Genomic DNA, 17,030 nt, shown 5'->3' on the forward strand with positions numbered 1-17,030 from the left:
AAGACTAAGACACCTCATCCCGCAAAAAGACCCAGTTGTTAGCCGTTGATTGTTCGGGGCTGTAATAATAACCCGCGCCGGAAAATGCCTTGAGCTTCTCGGGATCGTTTAATTGCTGCTCTACGATATACCGGGCCATAACGCCTCGGGCCTTCTTTGCAAAAAAGCTGATAATTTTATAATCACCGTTTTTCAAATCCTTAAAAACGGGGGTGATCACTTCAGCATCGAGCTGGCGTGGTTTAACTGCCTTGAAGTACTCGTTCGACGCCAAATTAACCAACACCGAGCTGCCACTTTTATCGATTGCTGTATCAAGTAGCTGGGTAATTTCTTCCCCCCAGAACTCATATAAATTACGGCCACCGCGATTGGCAAACTTAAGGCCCATTTCCAAGCGATAGGGTTGCATAAGATCCAATGGGCGCAGCAAACCATACAAGCCCGAAAGAATCCGCAGGTGCTTTTGAGCAAAAGTCAGCGCCTTGCTGTCTAGGGTGCTTGCGTCGAGGCCCGTGTATACATCTCCCTTGAAAGCCAACACCGCTTGCTTGGCATTATCGAGGTTAAAATCTGGCTGCCAATTCATAAATCGCTCATGATTAAGCAACGCGATATTCTCGCTAACCCCCATGAGTTTTTGCAGTGCTTCTGGGGACAGGTCCCTAGCATCATCGACAAGCTCAGCGGCGCGTTCAATAAAGTAAGGTTGGGTCGACTTACGCGTGCGAGGGGGTGTCTCGAAGTCAAGCGTCTTGGCCGGGGAAAGGACTGTCAGCATGGTGGGGGCCTCCCTGATGTCTGTGGTAGTAGAATGATAACCTGTGTACCGCCCTTAAAGAGCCTACAAGGAATAAGAAGTGGTCGTTTTAATTTCATCAATCCGCATACTCGACGGCCTGTCACAAAGATTGTCCCATATTATTGGCTGGCTCCCGTTGCTGATGGCGCTGTTGACCGTTCTCGTCGTGGTGCTGCGATACGGTTTTGGCGTAGGTGCCATAGCGGCACAAGAAAGTGTGATCTATCTTCACGGAGCGCTGTTTATGCTCGGTGCCTCCTGCACACTACACATGGGTGGACACGTTCGAGTTGACGTGTTCTATCAACGTTTTACTCCGAGAACAAAGGCTTGGATCGATGCCTTGGGACACGTCATATTTACCCTGCCGCTCTGCGCTTTGGTGGGCTTTGCCAGCCAAGATTACGTGATCGAATCCTGGATCGCTCGAGAAACGTCCCCAGAACCCGGGGGCATACCCGCTGTTTTTCTTTTAAAAACCCTGCTACCCGCCATGGCGGTGCTGCTCGCACTTCAAGCCGTGTCAGAAATCATGAAATCGCTGAAAACCCTCGTTGCTGAGGTGTCTCAAAGTGATTGAAATACCCGCACTCATGTTTTTAGCCGTTTGCCTTGTGCTGTTAGCTGGGTTTCCAGTGGCCCTGACGCTCGCCGGCGTGGGCCTGATGTTCGCGGCCATAGGCACAATTTCGGGGGCCTTTGATGCCAGCTACTTAGCCGCTATTCCCGCCAGAATTTTTGGAACCATTGGCAACGAAACGCTCATCGCGGTTCCCCTGTTTATCTTAATGGGGAATATTCTTGAGCGTGCGAAGATCGCCGAAGATTTGCTGCACAACATGGCTCAACTTTTCGGGAGTCGACCGGGAGGACTTGGTGTCGCCGTGGTGCTGGTGGGCGCACTACTAGCCGCGAGTACAGGCATTGTCGGCGCAACCGTGGTGACAATGGGGCTGCTATCTCTGCCATCGATGCTGCGCGCCGGATATAGCCCAGCCCTTGCCACTGGAACGATTTGCGCCACTGGCACTCTGGGGCAAATCATACCGCCATCAATCGCTTTAGTGTTATTGGGTGATGTTATTGCCAGTGCTTATCAACGTGCGCAACTAGAACTGGGGGTTGTAAATACCGCCACAGTTTCTGTGGGCGATCTTTTCGTCGGAGCACTGATTCCGGGCCTGATCCTCGTTGGGCTTTACTTGGTTTGGATTTTACTGATTGCTCGAATTAAACCCGACCGCGCACCCGCTATTGTCTCAGAAGGGGCCTCACTTTCAGAATTGCTCAACGCCTTGCTACCCCCCTTCATACTCATCGCACTGGTTTTAGGCTCAATTCTGTTGGGTGCGGCGACGCCTACTGAGGCTGCGGGAGTCGGTGCTATTGGGGCGTTACTCTTGGCATTGCAGCGCAGACAAATGAACTGGGAGAAATTGCACGAAATCGGGCTATCCACTATGCGCATCACTAGCATGGTGTTTCTAATTTTGATCGGGGCGGCTGTTTTTACACTGGTGTTTCGAGGCTTTGGTGGTGAAGAACTGGTGCAGGGATTCTTTGAGCGCATGGATCTAGGCCCTCAAGGCGCCATGCTGTTAGTCATGGTGGTTATTTTTCTTTTGGGCTTCATACTCGATTTTATAGAAATCACTTTTGTCGTGGTGCCTATCGTTGGCCCAATTTTGCTGGCTATGGGCTTTGATCCCATTTGGTTTGGCATTATGTTGGCGGTCAACCTTCAAACTTCGTTTTTAACCCCTCCTTTTGGTTTTGCCCTTTTCTACCTAAGAGGTGTTGCTCCGGCATCATTACCCACGGGAGCAATTTATAAGGGAGTTATACCTTTTGTCGCACTGCAAATTGGGCTATTGGCACTGCTTTGGAGCTTTCCAAACTTAATCACCTGGTTACCCAATGTGTTGCGCTCGGGTTGAACGCCCGTAACTTTGGACGCTCCTAGCATTTGTGCTTGAATACGCAGCACTTCGCATTATCACCATGACAGCAGGCAAAAAAATGACTGACCTCGATATGAACCCCACCCCGCAAGGCGAGCTCAGTCTTCAGGCTGTGGCTATGCCTGCGGACACAAACCCTCACGGGGATATCTTTGGTGGCTGGCTAATGTCACAAATGGACTTAGCCGGCTATGTAACCGCCTGTGAAGTAGCGGGTGGCAGAGTGGCTACTGTGGCTGTGGAAGGCATGGTTTTTTTGACCCCCGTTCATGTTGGTGCTGTCGTCAGTTGTTACTCAGACATTTTGGAGGTAGGACGCAGTTCGGTACGGGTAATCGTAGAAGTCTGGATTAATTCCCGGCAAGACGGGGAGCCGATCAAAGTCACCGAAGGTACCTTTATCTACGTTGCCATTGGCGGGGATAAGCGAACTCGTGCCATTCAACGTCCAGGCTCTGCCTGAAAAACCCCTGACATCACTGGCGGTAACACCTTGTCCCGCGCGTTAAGGTACGCACGCTCTGAAATTTCGTGGTAGGCCCTAACGTTTTTCGAGAAGACGTCATAAGAAACAGCAATCTTTTCTGCCATGGTATCGCTCGCCCTTAAGGTCGCCATCGCTTCTAGGGATTTCTCATACAGCAAGCTCAATATATCCTCTGGCAGTGGCCGCAACTGGGTGCCTGCAGCCAGCAATTGTTGCAGTGATTCATTATTGCGCGCGGTAAATTCATCCAGCATATTTTGATTCGCCGCTCTGGCGGCGTATCGAACAATAGCCTGTAAATCGCTAGGCAGTTGATTAAAAGCCGCCGAATTGACCGTGAATTCGAGCATGGCCCCCGGCTCATGCCACCCCGGATAATAGTAGTATTCTGCCACCTCATTCAGCCCAAGAGTGCGATCGTTGTAGGGACCGACCCATTCAACCGCGTCGATCACACCGGTTTGCATTGAAGTGTAAACCTCACCGCCGGCAATACGCACCGCAGTGCCTCCAGCAGCGTCAAAAACCTCTCCCGCCAAGCCAGGAATACGCATCTTCAATCCGGACAAGTCTTTGGCGCTGCGCAGTTCTCGATTGAACCAGCCCGCCATCTGAACGCCGGTACTCCCTCCCGCAAAAGGGATCACCCCAAAAGGTGCGTACAACTCCTCCCATAATTCCAACCCACCACCGTAATGCAGCCAACCGTTCATCTCTTGCGCGGTCATACCAAAAGGTACCGCGGTAAAGAATACAGCGGCCGGAATTTTACCTTTCCAGTAATAACTCGCACCGTGGCCGACTTCGGCCGCACCTTGAGATACGGCGTCAAAAACCTCAAATGCAGGCACAATTTCGCCAGCGCCAAAAACCCTAACTTCAAGGCGCCCACCGCTCATTTCATTGACATACTGGGCAAATTTTTCAGGAGCAGCACCCAGGCCAGGAAGATTTTTTGGCCAAGTAGTGACGAGCTTCCAACGATACTCAGGGGCATCACTGCTGTTGCTTGCCGCGGGCAAAGGGCGGCTTTGATCACTGCTATCAACAGCCCATAACCCCAGTACCAAAACCAACGCAGACGCCAACAAAATGACAACCACAGGCAGAAATCGCCTTTCAAACATACATCGCTCCTTCGCCTATGATTAACATCAATATGGTTCGCTCTAACAGATTTAGAGCGGCTGTAGATTGGCATACTGCAGTACCAACCACTTCGATCCCTCGGCAAAACTAACCTCTACACGGGCGTTAGAACCCCCACCCTCAAAGTTTGTCACAACACCCTCGCCAAATACCTGATGCAGGACGCGTTGGCCCAAGCTGACACCGCTCTCGATATGAGCCGCACTCGGAGTTGGGGACAATGAGGTTAACGATGACAGTGGGCGTGATACGGCAGCACCCAATCGAACCTCATTTAAGAGCTCAGAAGGTAGTTCACGGACAAACCGTGAAGCGGTATTGTAGGTTTCAGATCCGTGTAGCCTGCGGCTCTCAGCGTATGTCAGTACCAGCTTTTCCATGGCGCGAGTGATCCCAACGTAACAAAGCCGCCGCTCTTCCTCGAGTCGCCCCGGTTCATCGAGTGACATACGATGGGGAAACAAGTTCTCTTCCATACCCGCCAGAAAAACCAAGGGGAATTCGAGACCTTTGGCCGAGTGCAAGGTCATCAGTTGAACACTGTCTTCATGAGGGTCTGCCTGGGCGTCACCTGCATCGAGTGCGGCGCTGTCTAAAAATTGCTGTAGCGAGGGTAAATCTGTGTCCTCGGGAATAAAGGATTTTGCCGCTGAAACCAGTTCCTCCAAATTTTCTACCCGGGCCTGACCACGCTCACCCTTTTCGGCGCGGTGATACTCCACCAAGCCCGAACGTGCCACCACGTGCTCAGTGAGCTCCTCTAGGGGTAACTCTAAAGTCGCAGAGTCCAACTCATCAACCAAAACAGTGAAACCGGCTAGCGCCTTCAGGGCTCTAGATGAGAACAGCTGTTCGTCTTGGGCAACCACAATCGCTTGCCACAGAGGTACTTGTCGAGTTCGCGCAAGTTCTCGCAACTGCTCTACCGTTTTGTTGCCAATGCCCCTTGGTGGCAAATTAAGAACCCGCTCTAGCGCCGTATCGTCGCTGCGCCTTATTAAAAGGCGCATGTAGGCTAAGGCGTTTCGAATCTCTAAGCGCTCGTAAAAACGTTGACCACCGTAAATGCGGTACGGAATTTGCGCCCGAATCAACGCCTCCTCAAGCACGCGAGACTGCGCATTGGAGCGATATAAAATGGCGCCTGAGCGTCGCGTATTGCCCTCTGCCACCCACTCTTCAATCCGCTCGACAATAAACCGAGCCTCGTCCTGCTCATTGAAACCGGCGTATAAACTGATCGGCTCTCCCGCGTCTCCCGCTGTCCAAAGCTCCTTACCCAAGCGTCCAAAGTTATGGCTAATTAGCCCATTAGCGGCCTTGAGAATTGTTTGAGTTGAACGATAATTTTGCTCAAGGCGAATCGTTTGTGCAGGGCTAAAGTCTTCACCAAAACGGTGGATGTTCTCAATTTTAGCGCCGCGCCATCCGTAGATCGACTGATCGTCGTCCCCAACAGCGACAACCGGAATACTTTGACCGGCTAAAACCCTAAGCCAAGCGTATTGAATCGTATTGGTGTCCTGAAATTCATCCACCAAAATAGTGCGGAATCGACGCTGGTAATGCTGCAAGGTGTCGGGGGACTTGAGCCAAAGTTCGTGGGCACGTAGCAGCAACTCAGCAAAATCAACTAATCCACCGCGCTGACAAGTCTCTTCATAGGCACTGTAAACACGCAGCATGGTTTTGGCATACAAATCACCATAGGGGGGATCGATATGGCTAGCACGCAAGCCCTCGTCTTTTTGCGCATTGATATACCACTGCGCTTGCCTCGGTGGCCATTGCGTTTCATCTAAATTGAGATCACGACACACCCGCTTTACCAAGCGCAGCTGGTCATCACTGTCTAATATTTGAAAGTTTTGTGGCAGCTGGGCCTCTTGCCAATGCTGTTTGAGCAGCCGGTGAGCCAAACCGTGAAAAGTACCAACCCACATTCCCTGTGTCGGCACACTTAACATCGTTTCAATTCGGCTGCGCATTTCTCGAGCCGCTTTATTGGTAAAGGTTACCGATAACAACGCGTGGGGAGACACACCCTCAGCTCGAATAAGCCAAGCCATTCGATGCACTAAAACACGGGTTTTACCAGAGCCTGCACCGGCCAACACGAGTAAGTTACCAGACTCTGCAGCCACAGCTTCTCGTTGCGCCGCGTTGAGGTCAGTGAGAATATCAGAAACATCCATAGTGCGATTCTACCGGAAAACAGACAGGTTACCGGGTTTTACACTGGCAACTTCCAAAGGTTTGGGGCAACTTTAGGCTTGTTTTCAGTGCAGAACTCGGGACAATTATGGAAATGGCACGGTAACCACGACCCCACCTTGAGAAAAACCGGTTCAGCGAGGCTTAACCGGGAAAAATAGAGGCTAATAAAGCAATGGATGATCACGACGAACAGGATAAACGTCGATTTATGACGCCTCCAAAGGAATGGGGGGGCGATGATGAGGATGGGGCTGACTGGTTAATGGCCTCAGAGGACAACTCCGCCTCCCCTCAGCCTTCAGCACGACCGCCCATTGACGACGTTGGCTGGCTCACTTCTGGATCGGAAGGTACGAAATTAGAGGAACACGCCGAAACCAACAGTAGCTCTGGTGGCGACTGGTTTACAGACGGCGAAATTACTGCATCCCCAGAGAAGACTACCCCCCTGCAGGCAGAAGGCACTGCTTCACCACCCATCACAGATACCCAATCGTCAGAAGCGCCCGAAGCCGAAACACACTCAGCAGCAGACATATTTGACGCAGGCACGAGCTCAGAGTTTTCTTCTATGGACCTGCTAACAGACCACCATATTGTGGGGACCAGCACCACTGGGAAACTGCCACTTTGGCCTACAATCGCAGGTATAGCCGCAGTTGTTTTGTTACTTGTTGGAGGATGGGGCGCTATTTCAGAACGCTCTTCTTTGCAGAACCGCATCGTTGAGCTGGAAGACCAGCAAGGCACGCCACAATCACAGGGGAATTTGGATGCGGGTGACGAAGCTGTCCTTGAGGCTAAAAACCAAGCCCTAACGCTACAACTTACGACACTTAAAGGGGATTACTCTGCCGCTAACAACACCATACAGGCCCTTCAAGTTGAATTAGACAATGCCGAAAAGCTGGCTGCCCAAGCGACACAAGTTGCAGCAATTCGAAAATCTGACTCGGCACCTCGCCAGCAAATGGCCACCAGAACCGAGAGAAAGCCAACCAAAACTGGCCCCACCTCAAACACGTCCACAAGCATTGCCACAACGACGCCCCGGACCTCAGCAAACCAAAGCGAGGGGCTGTGGTTTGCCAACGTAGCCGCGTACTCTCGTCGTGCAACTGCTGAGAAATGGGCTCAAAAACTTCAAAATGAAGGCTACAACGCGGTGACACAAAGCGTTGATATCGACGGCCGCACTCTATACCGCGTTCGCGCTGTTGGCTTTAGTACAAAAAATGACGCGAAGGCCACCGCAGCCGAACTGGAATCCACCTACAATCTCGGGGCTTTATGGATTGGAAAAACCTCCGTCCCTCCGGCTCGTAATGCTAGGTCACAACCTCAAACCAAACCCGCGTTAGACAAGGCCATGCCGACAACAACCACACCCAAAAGCACTGACGCTACGACTGTTGACGCATCTGGGCAAGGCATGGGAGGTTGGTTCATCTACGTAGACACCTATGCGCAGGGAATGGATGCTGATAATAAAGCACAACAGATTGAAGAAGCCGGTTATGCCGCCAAAGTGGCCGTTGAATATCGCTCTGGTGAGCTTCTTTATCGCGTGCAAATTGTTGGCATCAACTCACGAGAGCGCGGCGAAGAAATTATTCAAACGCTAGCTGCTGGTGGCGATATGCCTAACCTACAATTACGACAATATTGACTGTAGTTAAACCCCACACCTCCAATAACGGAAATGAAACGATGAAAATGATAAAAACCTCAATCGCTCTTTTACTCGCCCTGAGTGGAGGACACGCGCTAGCTTCTGATTGTGACATGCCAACACTTCCCACCATCCCAGATGGGGCCTCGGCTACCATGGAAGAAATGGTTGAAGGTCAACAAGGCGTGAAGGCTTTTCAAGCCGCAGCGACCGAGTTTCGAGCTTGCCAAGACGACGCCATGGCAAGACTCAAAGCTTCGGTTGAGGAAGGGAATCCCGATGCAGCACCAAAATATGAGGCTGCAACTGAAGGCTACAACGAGTCAGTAGCCCTTGAGGAGCAGCTTGCCGAGCAGTTTAATCAAGCTATCCGGGCTTATAAGGCTGCCAACCCAAGTTAAAGGATTGCCAGGCCGTGGTTACCAAAAGCGGGGGGCTCGCTGCATCAGAGCGCCCGGTCCTCTTTGAAGAACGTCTTTAAGTCAGCTGATCGGAGTTTTTTCACCGCCACGGCGAGATCAAAGCAACCATCAATTTTAAGATTTTGAGCCAGAACCAAAAGTAAGTTGTGAAAATAGTGCGCTTTGCTCATTGAGTGATACATGCTCGGTGTTGCGTCGAGGAAACGTCGTAGCCTCCAACTGTGCACGGATATCCTCTGAAGGTACAGGCAACTTAGACCGCATAATCAAAATGTTAAAATCTCTGACTCGGGTTAACCGGCACTTGTCTTTCAGGTTCGGTGCAGTCAGCAGCGACTTTTGAAACAGCGATGAAGTGGATGCATTGCAAAGAAACATCTTATTACCACCCGCAAAGAACGGAACAAACCGACGCGGTCTATCCTGTTCCGCGAAGTCGAGAACGGCAGCCTCAATGCCAGGGAACTCTCGGTCTTGATAGTCGTCCATTGCAATAATGGCATGGTCAGCCAAATAAGGCGTAAAAATGGCTAATTGTTCAAGTACCTCGTGATATTCGTGTCCAGCATCAATATGCAAAAACCGTAGAGGGGTTTTGATTCTCTCATCCAGAATATCTAGAGAAATATCACTGGTAAGACCTTTATATAACTCTACATTTTTTTCGGCATTAAAGGCCGACAAACTGTGCTGCGTCGCCTCTAGGTGATCCTCATCAAAAAGATCAAAACCCAGTAACCGCTCAGTATCACGTTTTAGTAATGACAAAAGAACGAGGCTTTTACCTTTGAAAACGCCGACTTCACAGAGGTCACCACTTATCTGTGAGCGTTCTTGCAAGGCGCACAGCTCAAAGAAGGCAAGCTGATCCGGACTAAAAAACCACCCCTCTAGCTCATTATGCCGCCCATCAATAAACTCCTGAATAGCGCCTAATTCCATAACAATCTCCAATTCTTAAACAGACCACCGGACCCCACGTCGATGAATGCACAAGTTTACCTCACAAAAATCCGGTTGGTAGCTCTGCCAGCCGACCACTGCGTAATAAGCTTAAACGCAACGCGCTAGAAAAGATCGACGATACAAAGAGCCCCACCTAAAGTTGCAACCCAAAACATCTGGTAACGAGCGCAGCTACATTGCCCCCGAAAAAACCGCTTTTGCTCGGCGAGCCAAGGCCCGGTAACGCAAACAAAGCGTGAACCCCTTTACCCCCCGGACACACCGGTTAACTTACGATGTTCTATAAGGAATTAGCTACCACCAACCGAGAAAGTTTAAGCCCATTGATCAGCAGATAAGCCAAAGATCCATTGACTGAATCCGCCGAGTAGAAGAGCCCTAATACAAAATAAACCGCTGCACAAAATACGGTAATAGCAGCCAACCCTTTAAATCGAACGCTATTACGCATTTTCTGACCACAGCCCCAAAAAGGACATCTTGATAGGGTCTAGCACTCAGCATCGCTTTAATTCAGAGACACTCCGTGGATCTATGGATTGCCGCAATTTTGACGGGGGTTAATGCTCTTCGAGCAACCCCTTTGCCTCTAAAACAGCTGTGAGTTTCGTTATTTTGCTGAGACAAATGATTCCAAAAACGAAGCCTATTGTCCCTAACGAAAACCCCAACACCCCAAATATTTCCACCATCAACTCCTTTTTTAACTCGACCGTTCCTTCCAAAATTTCGAATCCGTCCGCTTTATCCTAACCCTTGTAGTTAAGCGCCTCGCCGCGCTTCTCTCTTGGGTCGCTTAACGGTCGATAATTACTGATAAATCGAGTGACTAACCTTTTCGTCTTCAGCGAAGGTTATCTCACAGCGAAGCAAATTTAGGTGAAGCGCACTGCTGTGTATTACCCGTTTGCCCTGTTCGGATTTTTCAATTTTGTAATATGACAAATTAGCGGTATCGAGTTGTCTTACGACACTAGAATAAGAAACCCCCGATTTGAAGTTTCCGCAGAGATAATAAATTTCATTCCTTGCCGATAACGCAAAGAATGCGTAAGTCCCAACCATAAGCAGGAATAAACCGGCCAAAAGCAATACCGTTTTTGTCACTACGCCCCTCTCTTCGCCCGCCGATCGCTCGACGTAGATACGCCTAACAGAAGTAGGTTATGAAGCGCTTTTACGCGCTCGTCCCTGAGCCAAAGCGTTAACCGGTCGCGGCGAATTAGGGCGCGAAACAAGTAAAGCGTTACCTTTCGACTTTCGAATTTACTCAACCGTGACTGACTTCGCGAGATTCCGCGGCTTGTCGACATCCGTACCCTTCACAATTGCAACATGGTAAGCCAGTAATTGCAGCACAACGGAGTACACAATGGGTACCGACCATTCGGCGCAATGCGGGACTTGCAAAACATGCAGCCCGGGTTCGGTCTTAAAACCTGAGGCTTCGTCGGCAAATACAAACAGCTCACCGCCACGGGCTCGAACCTCCTCCAAGTTTGAGCGGAGTTTTTCCAATAGATCGTTATTGGGAGCTACTGCCACTACAGGCATATCCGCGTCAACTAATGCCAAGGGGCCATGTTTTAACTCCCCCGCTGCATAAGCTTCAGCGTGAATATATGAGATCTCTTTAAGCTTAAGTGCGCCTTCCATAGCCACCGGATTATTAATACCTCGACCAAGGAATAGGGCGTGATGTTTAGCCGCGAAATGGGTGGCCATGGCTTTGATGGCCTTTTCCTCTCCCAAAACGGCTTTAACGACAGAGGGGAGTGAACCTAATGCCGCATCTAATTCTTCACGCCTAAAATCCGCGCGGCCATTGATTTCAGCAAGCTTTCCTGACAACAACATGAGGGCAGCCAGCTGAGTCGTAAAGGCTTTGGTTGATGCGACGCCAATCTCAGCACCAGCACGAGTCAAAATGGTAAGCTCACTGGCGCGGACAATCGCAGAGTGATCGACATTGCACAGCGCTAAGCGCGCGACCACATTGTCATTTGCGGCATGCTTGAGTGCGGCTAGCGTATCGGCGGTTTCACCACTTTGAGAAATACAAACCACCAAAGTACCCGGAAGCGTGACCGACTGCCGGTACCGATATTCAGAAGCCACCTCAACCTGACAGGTGAGGCCCGCGATACCTTCAATCCAGTGCCTGGCTATCAAACCGGCATGATAACTGGTGCCACAGGCGATGATCTGCACCGCCTGAACCTGAGATAACAACTCTTGAGTGTTTCCGCCAAAACAATCGTGACTGCACCAGTCTATCGCTACCGTGTCTTGCAATCGTGCAGGCTGTTCGTGAATCTCTTTGAGCATGTAGTGGTCATAGTCACCCAAACTACTGGAGTCATCACTCACTTCAATGGTTGTAACTTGGCGATCAGCGACGTGGCCATCGTGACTATAAACTGTGTAACTACCTGCCGTGAGTTCGGCAACATCGCCTTCTTCGAGATAAACAAAACGATCGGTGACCGGCCGTAAAGCCAAGGTGTCGGAGCCCGCATAAGTTTCACCCATGCCAACACCCAAAACCAAGGGGCTCCCCACACGCGCAACCACGCAACGCCCGGGAGACTGCGCGTCTATAACCGCCAAAGCATAAGCGCCCTCTAAGCGTGCCAGTACCCTCTGAACAGCTGTTAGCAGCGAGGACTGGCCATCCATTTCTGCATTGATAAGATGAACAATCACTTCAGAATCGGTATCCGAGGAGAAGCTCACTCCGCTCGCTACAAGTGAATCGCGCAAAACCTGATGATTTTCAATAATGCCGTTGTGCACTAAGCCAATGCGATTTCCGCTGATATGAGGGTGCGCATTTTCCTGGTTTGGCACCCCATGAGTGGCCCAACGGGTATGTGCAATACCGGTTGATCCCGCAACGGGAGTAGCTGTTAACGCCCGTTCCAACACTGCGACTTTACCAGGGTGTTTACAAGACTGTAGGTCACCTTTGTTATTAACAATAGCAATGCCTGCCGAGTCATAACCTCGATACTCTAGACGTCGCAGACCCTCCAGAAGAATCTCTGGCACATCCCGTTGAGCGACGACGGCCACTATTCCACACATGCTCTAGTCCTTTTTCTTCTTGGGGCGCCGCCAGTCAGCAATGTTTCGCTGACGGGCACGCCCTACCGCGAGCTCTTCCCCTGCTACGTCGTTAGTCACCACTGAGCCGGCCGCCACAAAAGCGCCATCTGACAACGTTACGGGTGCAACAAGGGTGCTGTTCGAACCCACAAAAACACCATCACCCATAGAGGTTTTGTGCTTATCAACCCCATCGTAATTGCAGGTAATGGTACCAGCGCCTATATTGGTATCGGACCCCACTGTTGTATCACCAAGGTACGCTAGATGGTTTGCCTTACTACCCACACCAAAGGTAGTGTTTTTGGTCTCTACAAAATTCCCCACCCGGGCAGTATCGGCTAGAACACTTCCCGGTCGCAGGCGTGCATAAGGACCTATGCGGCATTGCTCCCCAATAACAGCCCCCTCAAGGTGGCAAAAAGGTTGTATATCGGTTCCCGAACTGACAACAACGTCCTTCAATACGCAGTGAGCGCCGACCCTAACACCATCACCCAAACGCACCTGACCTTCAAAAACCACATTGATATCAATGACCACATCAACACCGCACTCAAGGTCGCCTCTAATGTCTATGCGTTGACGATCAGCCACCGCGACACCAGCAGCCATTAGTGCGTCGGCTCTTTTGCATTGCAGCAATCGCTCCAGCTCTTGTAGCTGTACAAGATCATTTACGCCGCACATCTCAAAAGCATCTTCGGTGACGACCACTTCAACGGCGATACCTTGCTGCCTAGCAAGGCCTAAAACATCAGGCAGATAGTACTCTCCCTGCGCGTTGTCGTTGCTCACAGACTTCAATAATGAGCCGAGCTGATCCGCTGGTGCGGCTAAAACCCCCGTATTCACTTCACAAATAAGGGCTTCCGACTCGCTGGCATCCGCCTGCTCAACCACTGCTACAAAGTCGCCAGCTTCGTCACGCAACACTCGCCCATAACCTCGCGGGTCAACTAGCCGAGCAGCCAACATAACTGGCTTATGCTGAGCACCTCCAATTAATGCTTGAAGGGTGGAAGCAGCGATTAATGGCACATCGCCAAATAACACCAGTACGACACTGTTCCGCTGGCAGGCCGGTAGGGCGCAGCCTACCGCATGGCCCGTACCCAATTGCTCTTTTTGAGTGTGAAATTTAAGTTCTTGCCCGGAGAGTGTCTTCTGAACGGAATCACCGCCGTACCCCACAACGACATGAATCTGACTAGGACCCAAGGCCCTAGCCGTGTCAATCACATGCTGCAGTAAAGGCTGGCCGGCTAAGGTATGTAAAACTTTGGGCAGCGTCGACCGCATGCGGGTCCCTCGGCCCGCTGCCAAGATAATAACCTCAAGGTTTTTTTCCATAAGAGCAAATCGGATTCACTTGATGAGCTGGAACTTTAACAGGGGTTAGAGGTTTTAAAGACCAAAAAAAACCGCCGAAAAGGCGGTTTTCTTACTTGACCTCTCAACCTCTACCGGCGCGGCCTTTCATTTTTCTGAGGGTTGCCAATTGCGCTGCAGCTTCGGCGAGCTGAGCAGACGCTCTACCATAGTCTAATTCACCGCTTTGATTTGCCAGTGCTTCTTCAGCGGCTTTTCGCGACTCCTCAGCGGCGGCCTCGTCTACATCAGCAGCCCTGAGTGCCGTGTCAGCCAAAATAGTCACAACATCGCGCTGCACTTCTAAGAAACCACCCGAGGCATAAAACACCTGCTCCGAACCGCCCTGCTCAACGAGACGCACCGGCCCCGGCACCAGGGCAGTCAGCAATGGCGCGTGTCCATAGCAAACTCCCAGCTCACCCTCTGAACCTGTAGCGACCAGCAACTCTACCAGCCCCGAGTAAATCTGGGCCTCGGCAGACACGATGTCACAATGAATGGTCATAGCCATAACGTACTACCCCGCGGGACTAAAGCTTTTCAGCTTTTTCCACGGCTTGCTCAATAGAGCCCACCATGTAAAAAGCCTGTTCCGGAAGGTGATCGTATTCACCCGCCAAAATCCCTTTGAAACCTGAAATAGTGTCTTTGAGTGATACATACACCCCTGGCGAGCCGGTGAAGATTTCTGCCACGTTAAAAGGCTGTGACAAAAAGCGTTCCATTTTACGAGCTCTCGATACCGTCAGCTTATCTTCCTCCGACAACTCATCCATGCCCAGAATAGCAATAATATCCTTGAGCTCTTTATAGCGCTGCAATACTGACTGCACACCGCGAGCAACGTCGTAGTGCTCGGTACCAATCACTAACGGATCTAATTGACGCGACGTTGAGTCCAATGGGTCTACCGCGGGATAAATACCCTTGGCAGCAATATCTCGGCTCAGTACCACGGTAGAATCCAAGTGCGCAAAGGTTGTCGCTGGAGACGGATCGGTAAGGTCATCCGCAGGTACGTAAACCGCTTGAATCGAAGTAATTGACCCTGTTTTAGTTGATGTGATGCGCTCTTGAAGCACACCCATTTCCTCAGCGAGGGTTGGCTGATAGCCCACAGCTGACGGCATACGGCCCAACAGTGCCGACACCTCTGTTCCCGCCAAGGTGTAACGGTAAATATTATCAACAAAAAGCAGAACGTCGCGGCCTTCATCACGAAATTTTTCTGCCATTGTTAAGCCGGTTAGAGCAACACGAAGTCGGTTGCCTGGGGGCTCGTTCATTTGTCCGTAAACCATGGCCACTTTCGACTGGTCCATGTTTTCAACATTTACAACGCCAGACTCCTGCATCTCGTAGTAGAAGTCATTACCCTCTCGGGTTCTCTCGCCCACACCAGCAAAAACAGATAAGCCCGAGTGCTCGGTTGCGATGTTGTTAATGAGCTCCATCATGTTGACGGTTTTGCCGACACCCGCACCACCGAACAGACCAACCTTGCCGCCCTTTGCAAAAGGACACACGAGGTCGATAACTTTAATGCCGGTTTCCAACACTTCTTCTGAAGCGGCAAGCTCGTCATATGCAGGGGCTGCCCGATGAATAGCGCTGCGCTGTTGCTCGCCGATGGGTCCCTTCTCGTCAATAGGGTTGCCCAGAACATCCATAATGCGGCCCAATGTTTCTGTGCCGACAGGAACAGAAATGGGCGCACCGGTATTCTCTACTGCCAGACCGCGGCTAATACCCTCGGATGAGCCCATAGCAATAGCTCGCACAATGCCATCACCAAGCTGCTGTTGTACCTCTAGGGTCAGACCTTTTTCACTGACGGACAGTGCATCGTAGACCTGGGGTACGTTGTCGCGGGGAAACTCAACATCAATAACCGCGCCAATCACCTGTACGACTTTTCCACTACTCATCTTGCAGTCCTCTGTTTCTTTCGCTCTGTGGCCGCAAAAGCGCCACCTTTTAATTCACTGTTAATTTTTTGGGCGCTTAACCAATCGCCGCAGCACCGCTGACAATCTCCGCCAATTCCTGAGTAATCGCCGCTTGACGTGCTTTGTTGTAAACCAACTGAAGCTCGTCAATCAGATCACCGGCGTTATCACTGGCGCTCTTCATGGCCACCATTCGAGCAGCTTGCTCACACGCACCATTTTCAACCACGGCTTGATACACCAAAGACTCCACATAGCGGACAAGTAACGCATCGAGCAGTTCACGAGCGTCAGGCTCGTATACATAGTCCCAGTGGTGTGACAGGTTCGCGTCCTCAGAAGGTTCCAGAGGTAACAACTGCTCCACCTGCGGCGTTTGAGTCATGGTATTCACAAACTCGTTGCTCACCAGATACAACGTGTCGATGCGACCCTCAACGTACGCGTCGAGCATTTGCTTAACGCCTCCGATTAACTGATCCACCGAGGGCTCCTCACCCACATCCCGAACGCTGGCAACGACATTGCCACCCACGCTCTTAAAGAAGGCTAGGGACTTCGCCCCAATCAAACAAAGATCAACGCCAATACCAGCTTCGTTTTGAGGACGCATTCGAGCAATTGCCGCCTTGAACAAGTTAATGTTCAAGCCACCACAGAGACCGCGGTCTGTGGATACAATAATGTACCCTACGCGTTTCAGTTCTCGCTGCTCCATGTAAGCGTGCCGATATTCGGGTACCGCGTTGGCAATATGCCCAACCACGTCACGAATACGCCGGGCGTAGGGTTTGCCAAGCTCCATGCGGTCCTGAGCGCGCCGCATCTTACTGGCCGCCACCATCTCCATAGCACTAGTGATCTTCTGAGTACTTTGAATACTTGAGATCTTAGTGCGAATTTCCTTACCAGCAGCCATAGTC

Annotated in this window: 14 protein-coding genes; 5 read left to right on the top strand and 9 right to left on the bottom strand. The window is 51.0% G+C overall.

Features of this window, described 5'->3' with window-relative positions:
• Positions 1–4: 4 nt before the first annotated feature.
• A complete protein-coding gene (gene yaaA, locus ACMAY6_RS15440; RefSeq protein WP_435213286.1) occupies positions 5–781 on the bottom strand; it encodes a peroxide stress protein YaaA in 777 nt (258 codons plus the stop codon).
• A 79-nt stretch (positions 782–860) separates the two neighbouring features.
• On the opposite strand from yaaA, the gene ACMAY6_RS15445 reads away from it, so the two are divergent.
• The 3 genes from ACMAY6_RS15445 to ACMAY6_RS15455 all read left to right on the top strand — a co-directional run bounded on the left by ACMAY6_RS15445 (position 861) and on the right by ACMAY6_RS15455 (position 3,226).
• Positions 861–1,382 (top strand): TRAP transporter small permease subunit, encoded by a 522-nt coding sequence (locus tag ACMAY6_RS15445; protein ID WP_435213287.1) that lies wholly within the window; start codon positions 861–863, stop codon positions 1,380–1,382.
• Positions 1,375–2,739 carry a TRAP transporter large permease gene (locus tag ACMAY6_RS15450; protein ID WP_435213289.1) on the top strand — a complete coding sequence of 455 codons (1,365 nt, stop codon included), beginning with the start codon at positions 1,375–1,377 and terminating at the stop codon, positions 2,737–2,739. Before ACMAY6_RS15445 ends, ACMAY6_RS15450 begins: the two co-directional genes overlap by 8 nt.
• An 82-nt stretch (positions 2,740–2,821) precedes the next feature.
• Positions 2,822–3,226, top strand: a complete 405-nt coding sequence (locus tag ACMAY6_RS15455; protein WP_435216063.1) for an acyl-CoA thioesterase — start codon at positions 2,822–2,824, stop codon at positions 3,224–3,226.
• On the opposite strand, the gene ACMAY6_RS15460 is transcribed toward ACMAY6_RS15455, so the two are convergent.
• Complete coding sequence (locus ACMAY6_RS15460) at positions 3,205–4,377, bottom strand: TRAP transporter substrate-binding protein (RefSeq protein ID WP_435213291.1); 1,173 nt, start codon at positions 4,375–4,377, stop codon at positions 3,205–3,207. The two genes, ACMAY6_RS15455 and ACMAY6_RS15460, sit on opposite strands and share 22 nt — an antisense overlap.
• Positions 4,378–4,428: 51 nt before the next feature.
• Positions 4,429–6,594 carry a DNA helicase II gene (gene uvrD, locus ACMAY6_RS15465; RefSeq protein WP_435213293.1) on the bottom strand — a complete coding sequence of 722 codons (2,166 nt, stop codon included), beginning with the start codon at positions 6,592–6,594 and terminating at the stop codon, positions 4,429–4,431.
• A 194-nt stretch (positions 6,595–6,788) separates the two neighbouring features.
• Between uvrD and ACMAY6_RS15470 the strand changes: the two genes are divergently transcribed.
• Positions 6,789–8,285 (top strand): SPOR domain-containing protein, encoded by a 1,497-nt coding sequence (locus ACMAY6_RS15470; RefSeq protein WP_435213295.1) that lies wholly within the window; start codon positions 6,789–6,791, stop codon positions 8,283–8,285.
• A 41-nt stretch (positions 8,286–8,326) separates the two neighbouring features.
• A complete protein-coding gene (locus ACMAY6_RS15475; protein ID WP_435213297.1) occupies positions 8,327–8,689 on the top strand; it encodes a hypothetical protein in 363 nt (120 codons plus the stop codon).
• A gap of 135 nt (positions 8,690–8,824) precedes the next feature.
• Here the strand turns inward: ACMAY6_RS15475 and ACMAY6_RS15480 are convergent, their stop codons facing one another.
• From ACMAY6_RS15480 to atpG, 6 genes are all read right to left on the bottom strand, one after another.
• Entirely contained in the window at positions 8,825–9,652 is an 828-nt protein-coding gene (locus ACMAY6_RS15480) for a class I SAM-dependent methyltransferase (protein WP_435213299.1), read from the bottom strand.
• 1,290 nt (positions 9,653–10,942) lie between these two features.
• Positions 10,943–12,763 (bottom strand): glutamine--fructose-6-phosphate transaminase (isomerizing), encoded by a 1,821-nt coding sequence (glmS, locus tag ACMAY6_RS15485; protein WP_435213300.1) that lies wholly within the window; start codon positions 12,761–12,763, stop codon positions 10,943–10,945.
• Positions 12,764–12,766: 3 nt separating this feature from the next.
• On the bottom strand, positions 12,767–14,137 hold the full coding sequence (gene glmU, locus ACMAY6_RS15490) for a bifunctional UDP-N-acetylglucosamine diphosphorylase/glucosamine-1-phosphate N-acetyltransferase GlmU (protein ID WP_435213302.1): 1,371 nt from the start codon (positions 14,135–14,137) through the stop codon (positions 12,767–12,769).
• Positions 14,138–14,240: 103 nt separating this feature from the next.
• Positions 14,241–14,669, bottom strand: coding sequence for a F0F1 ATP synthase subunit epsilon (locus ACMAY6_RS15495; protein ID WP_435213304.1), 429 nt, complete (start codon positions 14,667–14,669; stop codon positions 14,241–14,243).
• Between the two features lie 19 nt (positions 14,670–14,688).
• Entirely contained in the window at positions 14,689–16,086 is a 1,398-nt protein-coding gene (atpD, locus tag ACMAY6_RS15500) for a F0F1 ATP synthase subunit beta (RefSeq protein ID WP_435213306.1), read from the bottom strand.
• 76 nt (positions 16,087–16,162) lie between these two features.
• Positions 16,163–17,026 carry a F0F1 ATP synthase subunit gamma gene (atpG, locus tag ACMAY6_RS15505; protein ID WP_435213308.1) on the bottom strand — a complete coding sequence of 288 codons (864 nt, stop codon included), beginning with the start codon at positions 17,024–17,026 and terminating at the stop codon, positions 16,163–16,165.
• Positions 17,027–17,030: the final 4 nt, after the last annotated feature.

This window comes from Luminiphilus sp. nBUS_16 (assembly GCF_051201645.1).
GTDB lineage: Bacteria > Pseudomonadota > Gammaproteobacteria > Pseudomonadales > Halieaceae > Luminiphilus.

Coding starts and splice junctions, on each gene's coding strand:
- yaaA (WP_435213286.1), bottom strand. CDS start 781: ATGCTGACAGTCCTTTCCCCGGCCAAGACGCTTGACTTCGAGACACCC.
- ACMAY6_RS15455 (WP_435216063.1), top strand. CDS start 2,822: ATGACTGACCTCGATATGAACCCCACCCCGCAAGGCGAGCTCAGTCTT.
- ACMAY6_RS15460 (WP_435213291.1), bottom strand. CDS start 4,377: ATGTTTGAAAGGCGATTTCTGCCTGTGGTTGTCATTTTGTTGGCGTCT.
- uvrD (WP_435213293.1), bottom strand. CDS start 6,594: ATGGATGTTTCTGATATTCTCACTGACCTCAACGCGGCGCAACGAGAA.
- ACMAY6_RS15470 (WP_435213295.1), top strand. CDS start 6,789: ATGGATGATCACGACGAACAGGATAAACGTCGATTTATGACGCCTCCA.
- ACMAY6_RS15475 (WP_435213297.1), top strand. CDS start 8,327: ATGAAAATGATAAAAACCTCAATCGCTCTTTTACTCGCCCTGAGTGGA.
- ACMAY6_RS15480 (WP_435213299.1), bottom strand. CDS start 9,652: ATGGAATTAGGCGCTATTCAGGAGTTTATTGATGGGCGGCATAATGAG.
- glmS (WP_435213300.1), bottom strand. CDS start 12,763: ATGTGTGGAATAGTGGCCGTCGTCGCTCAACGGGATGTGCCAGAGATT.
- glmU (WP_435213302.1), bottom strand. CDS start 14,137: ATGGAAAAAAACCTTGAGGTTATTATCTTGGCAGCGGGCCGAGGGACC.
- ACMAY6_RS15495 (WP_435213304.1), bottom strand. CDS start 14,669: ATGGCTATGACCATTCATTGTGACATCGTGTCTGCCGAGGCCCAGATT.
- atpD (WP_435213306.1), bottom strand. CDS start 16,086: ATGAGTAGTGGAAAAGTCGTACAGGTGATTGGCGCGGTTATTGATGTT.
- atpG (WP_435213308.1), bottom strand. CDS start 17,026: ATGGCTGCTGGTAAGGAAATTCGCACTAAGATCTCAAGTATTCAAAGT.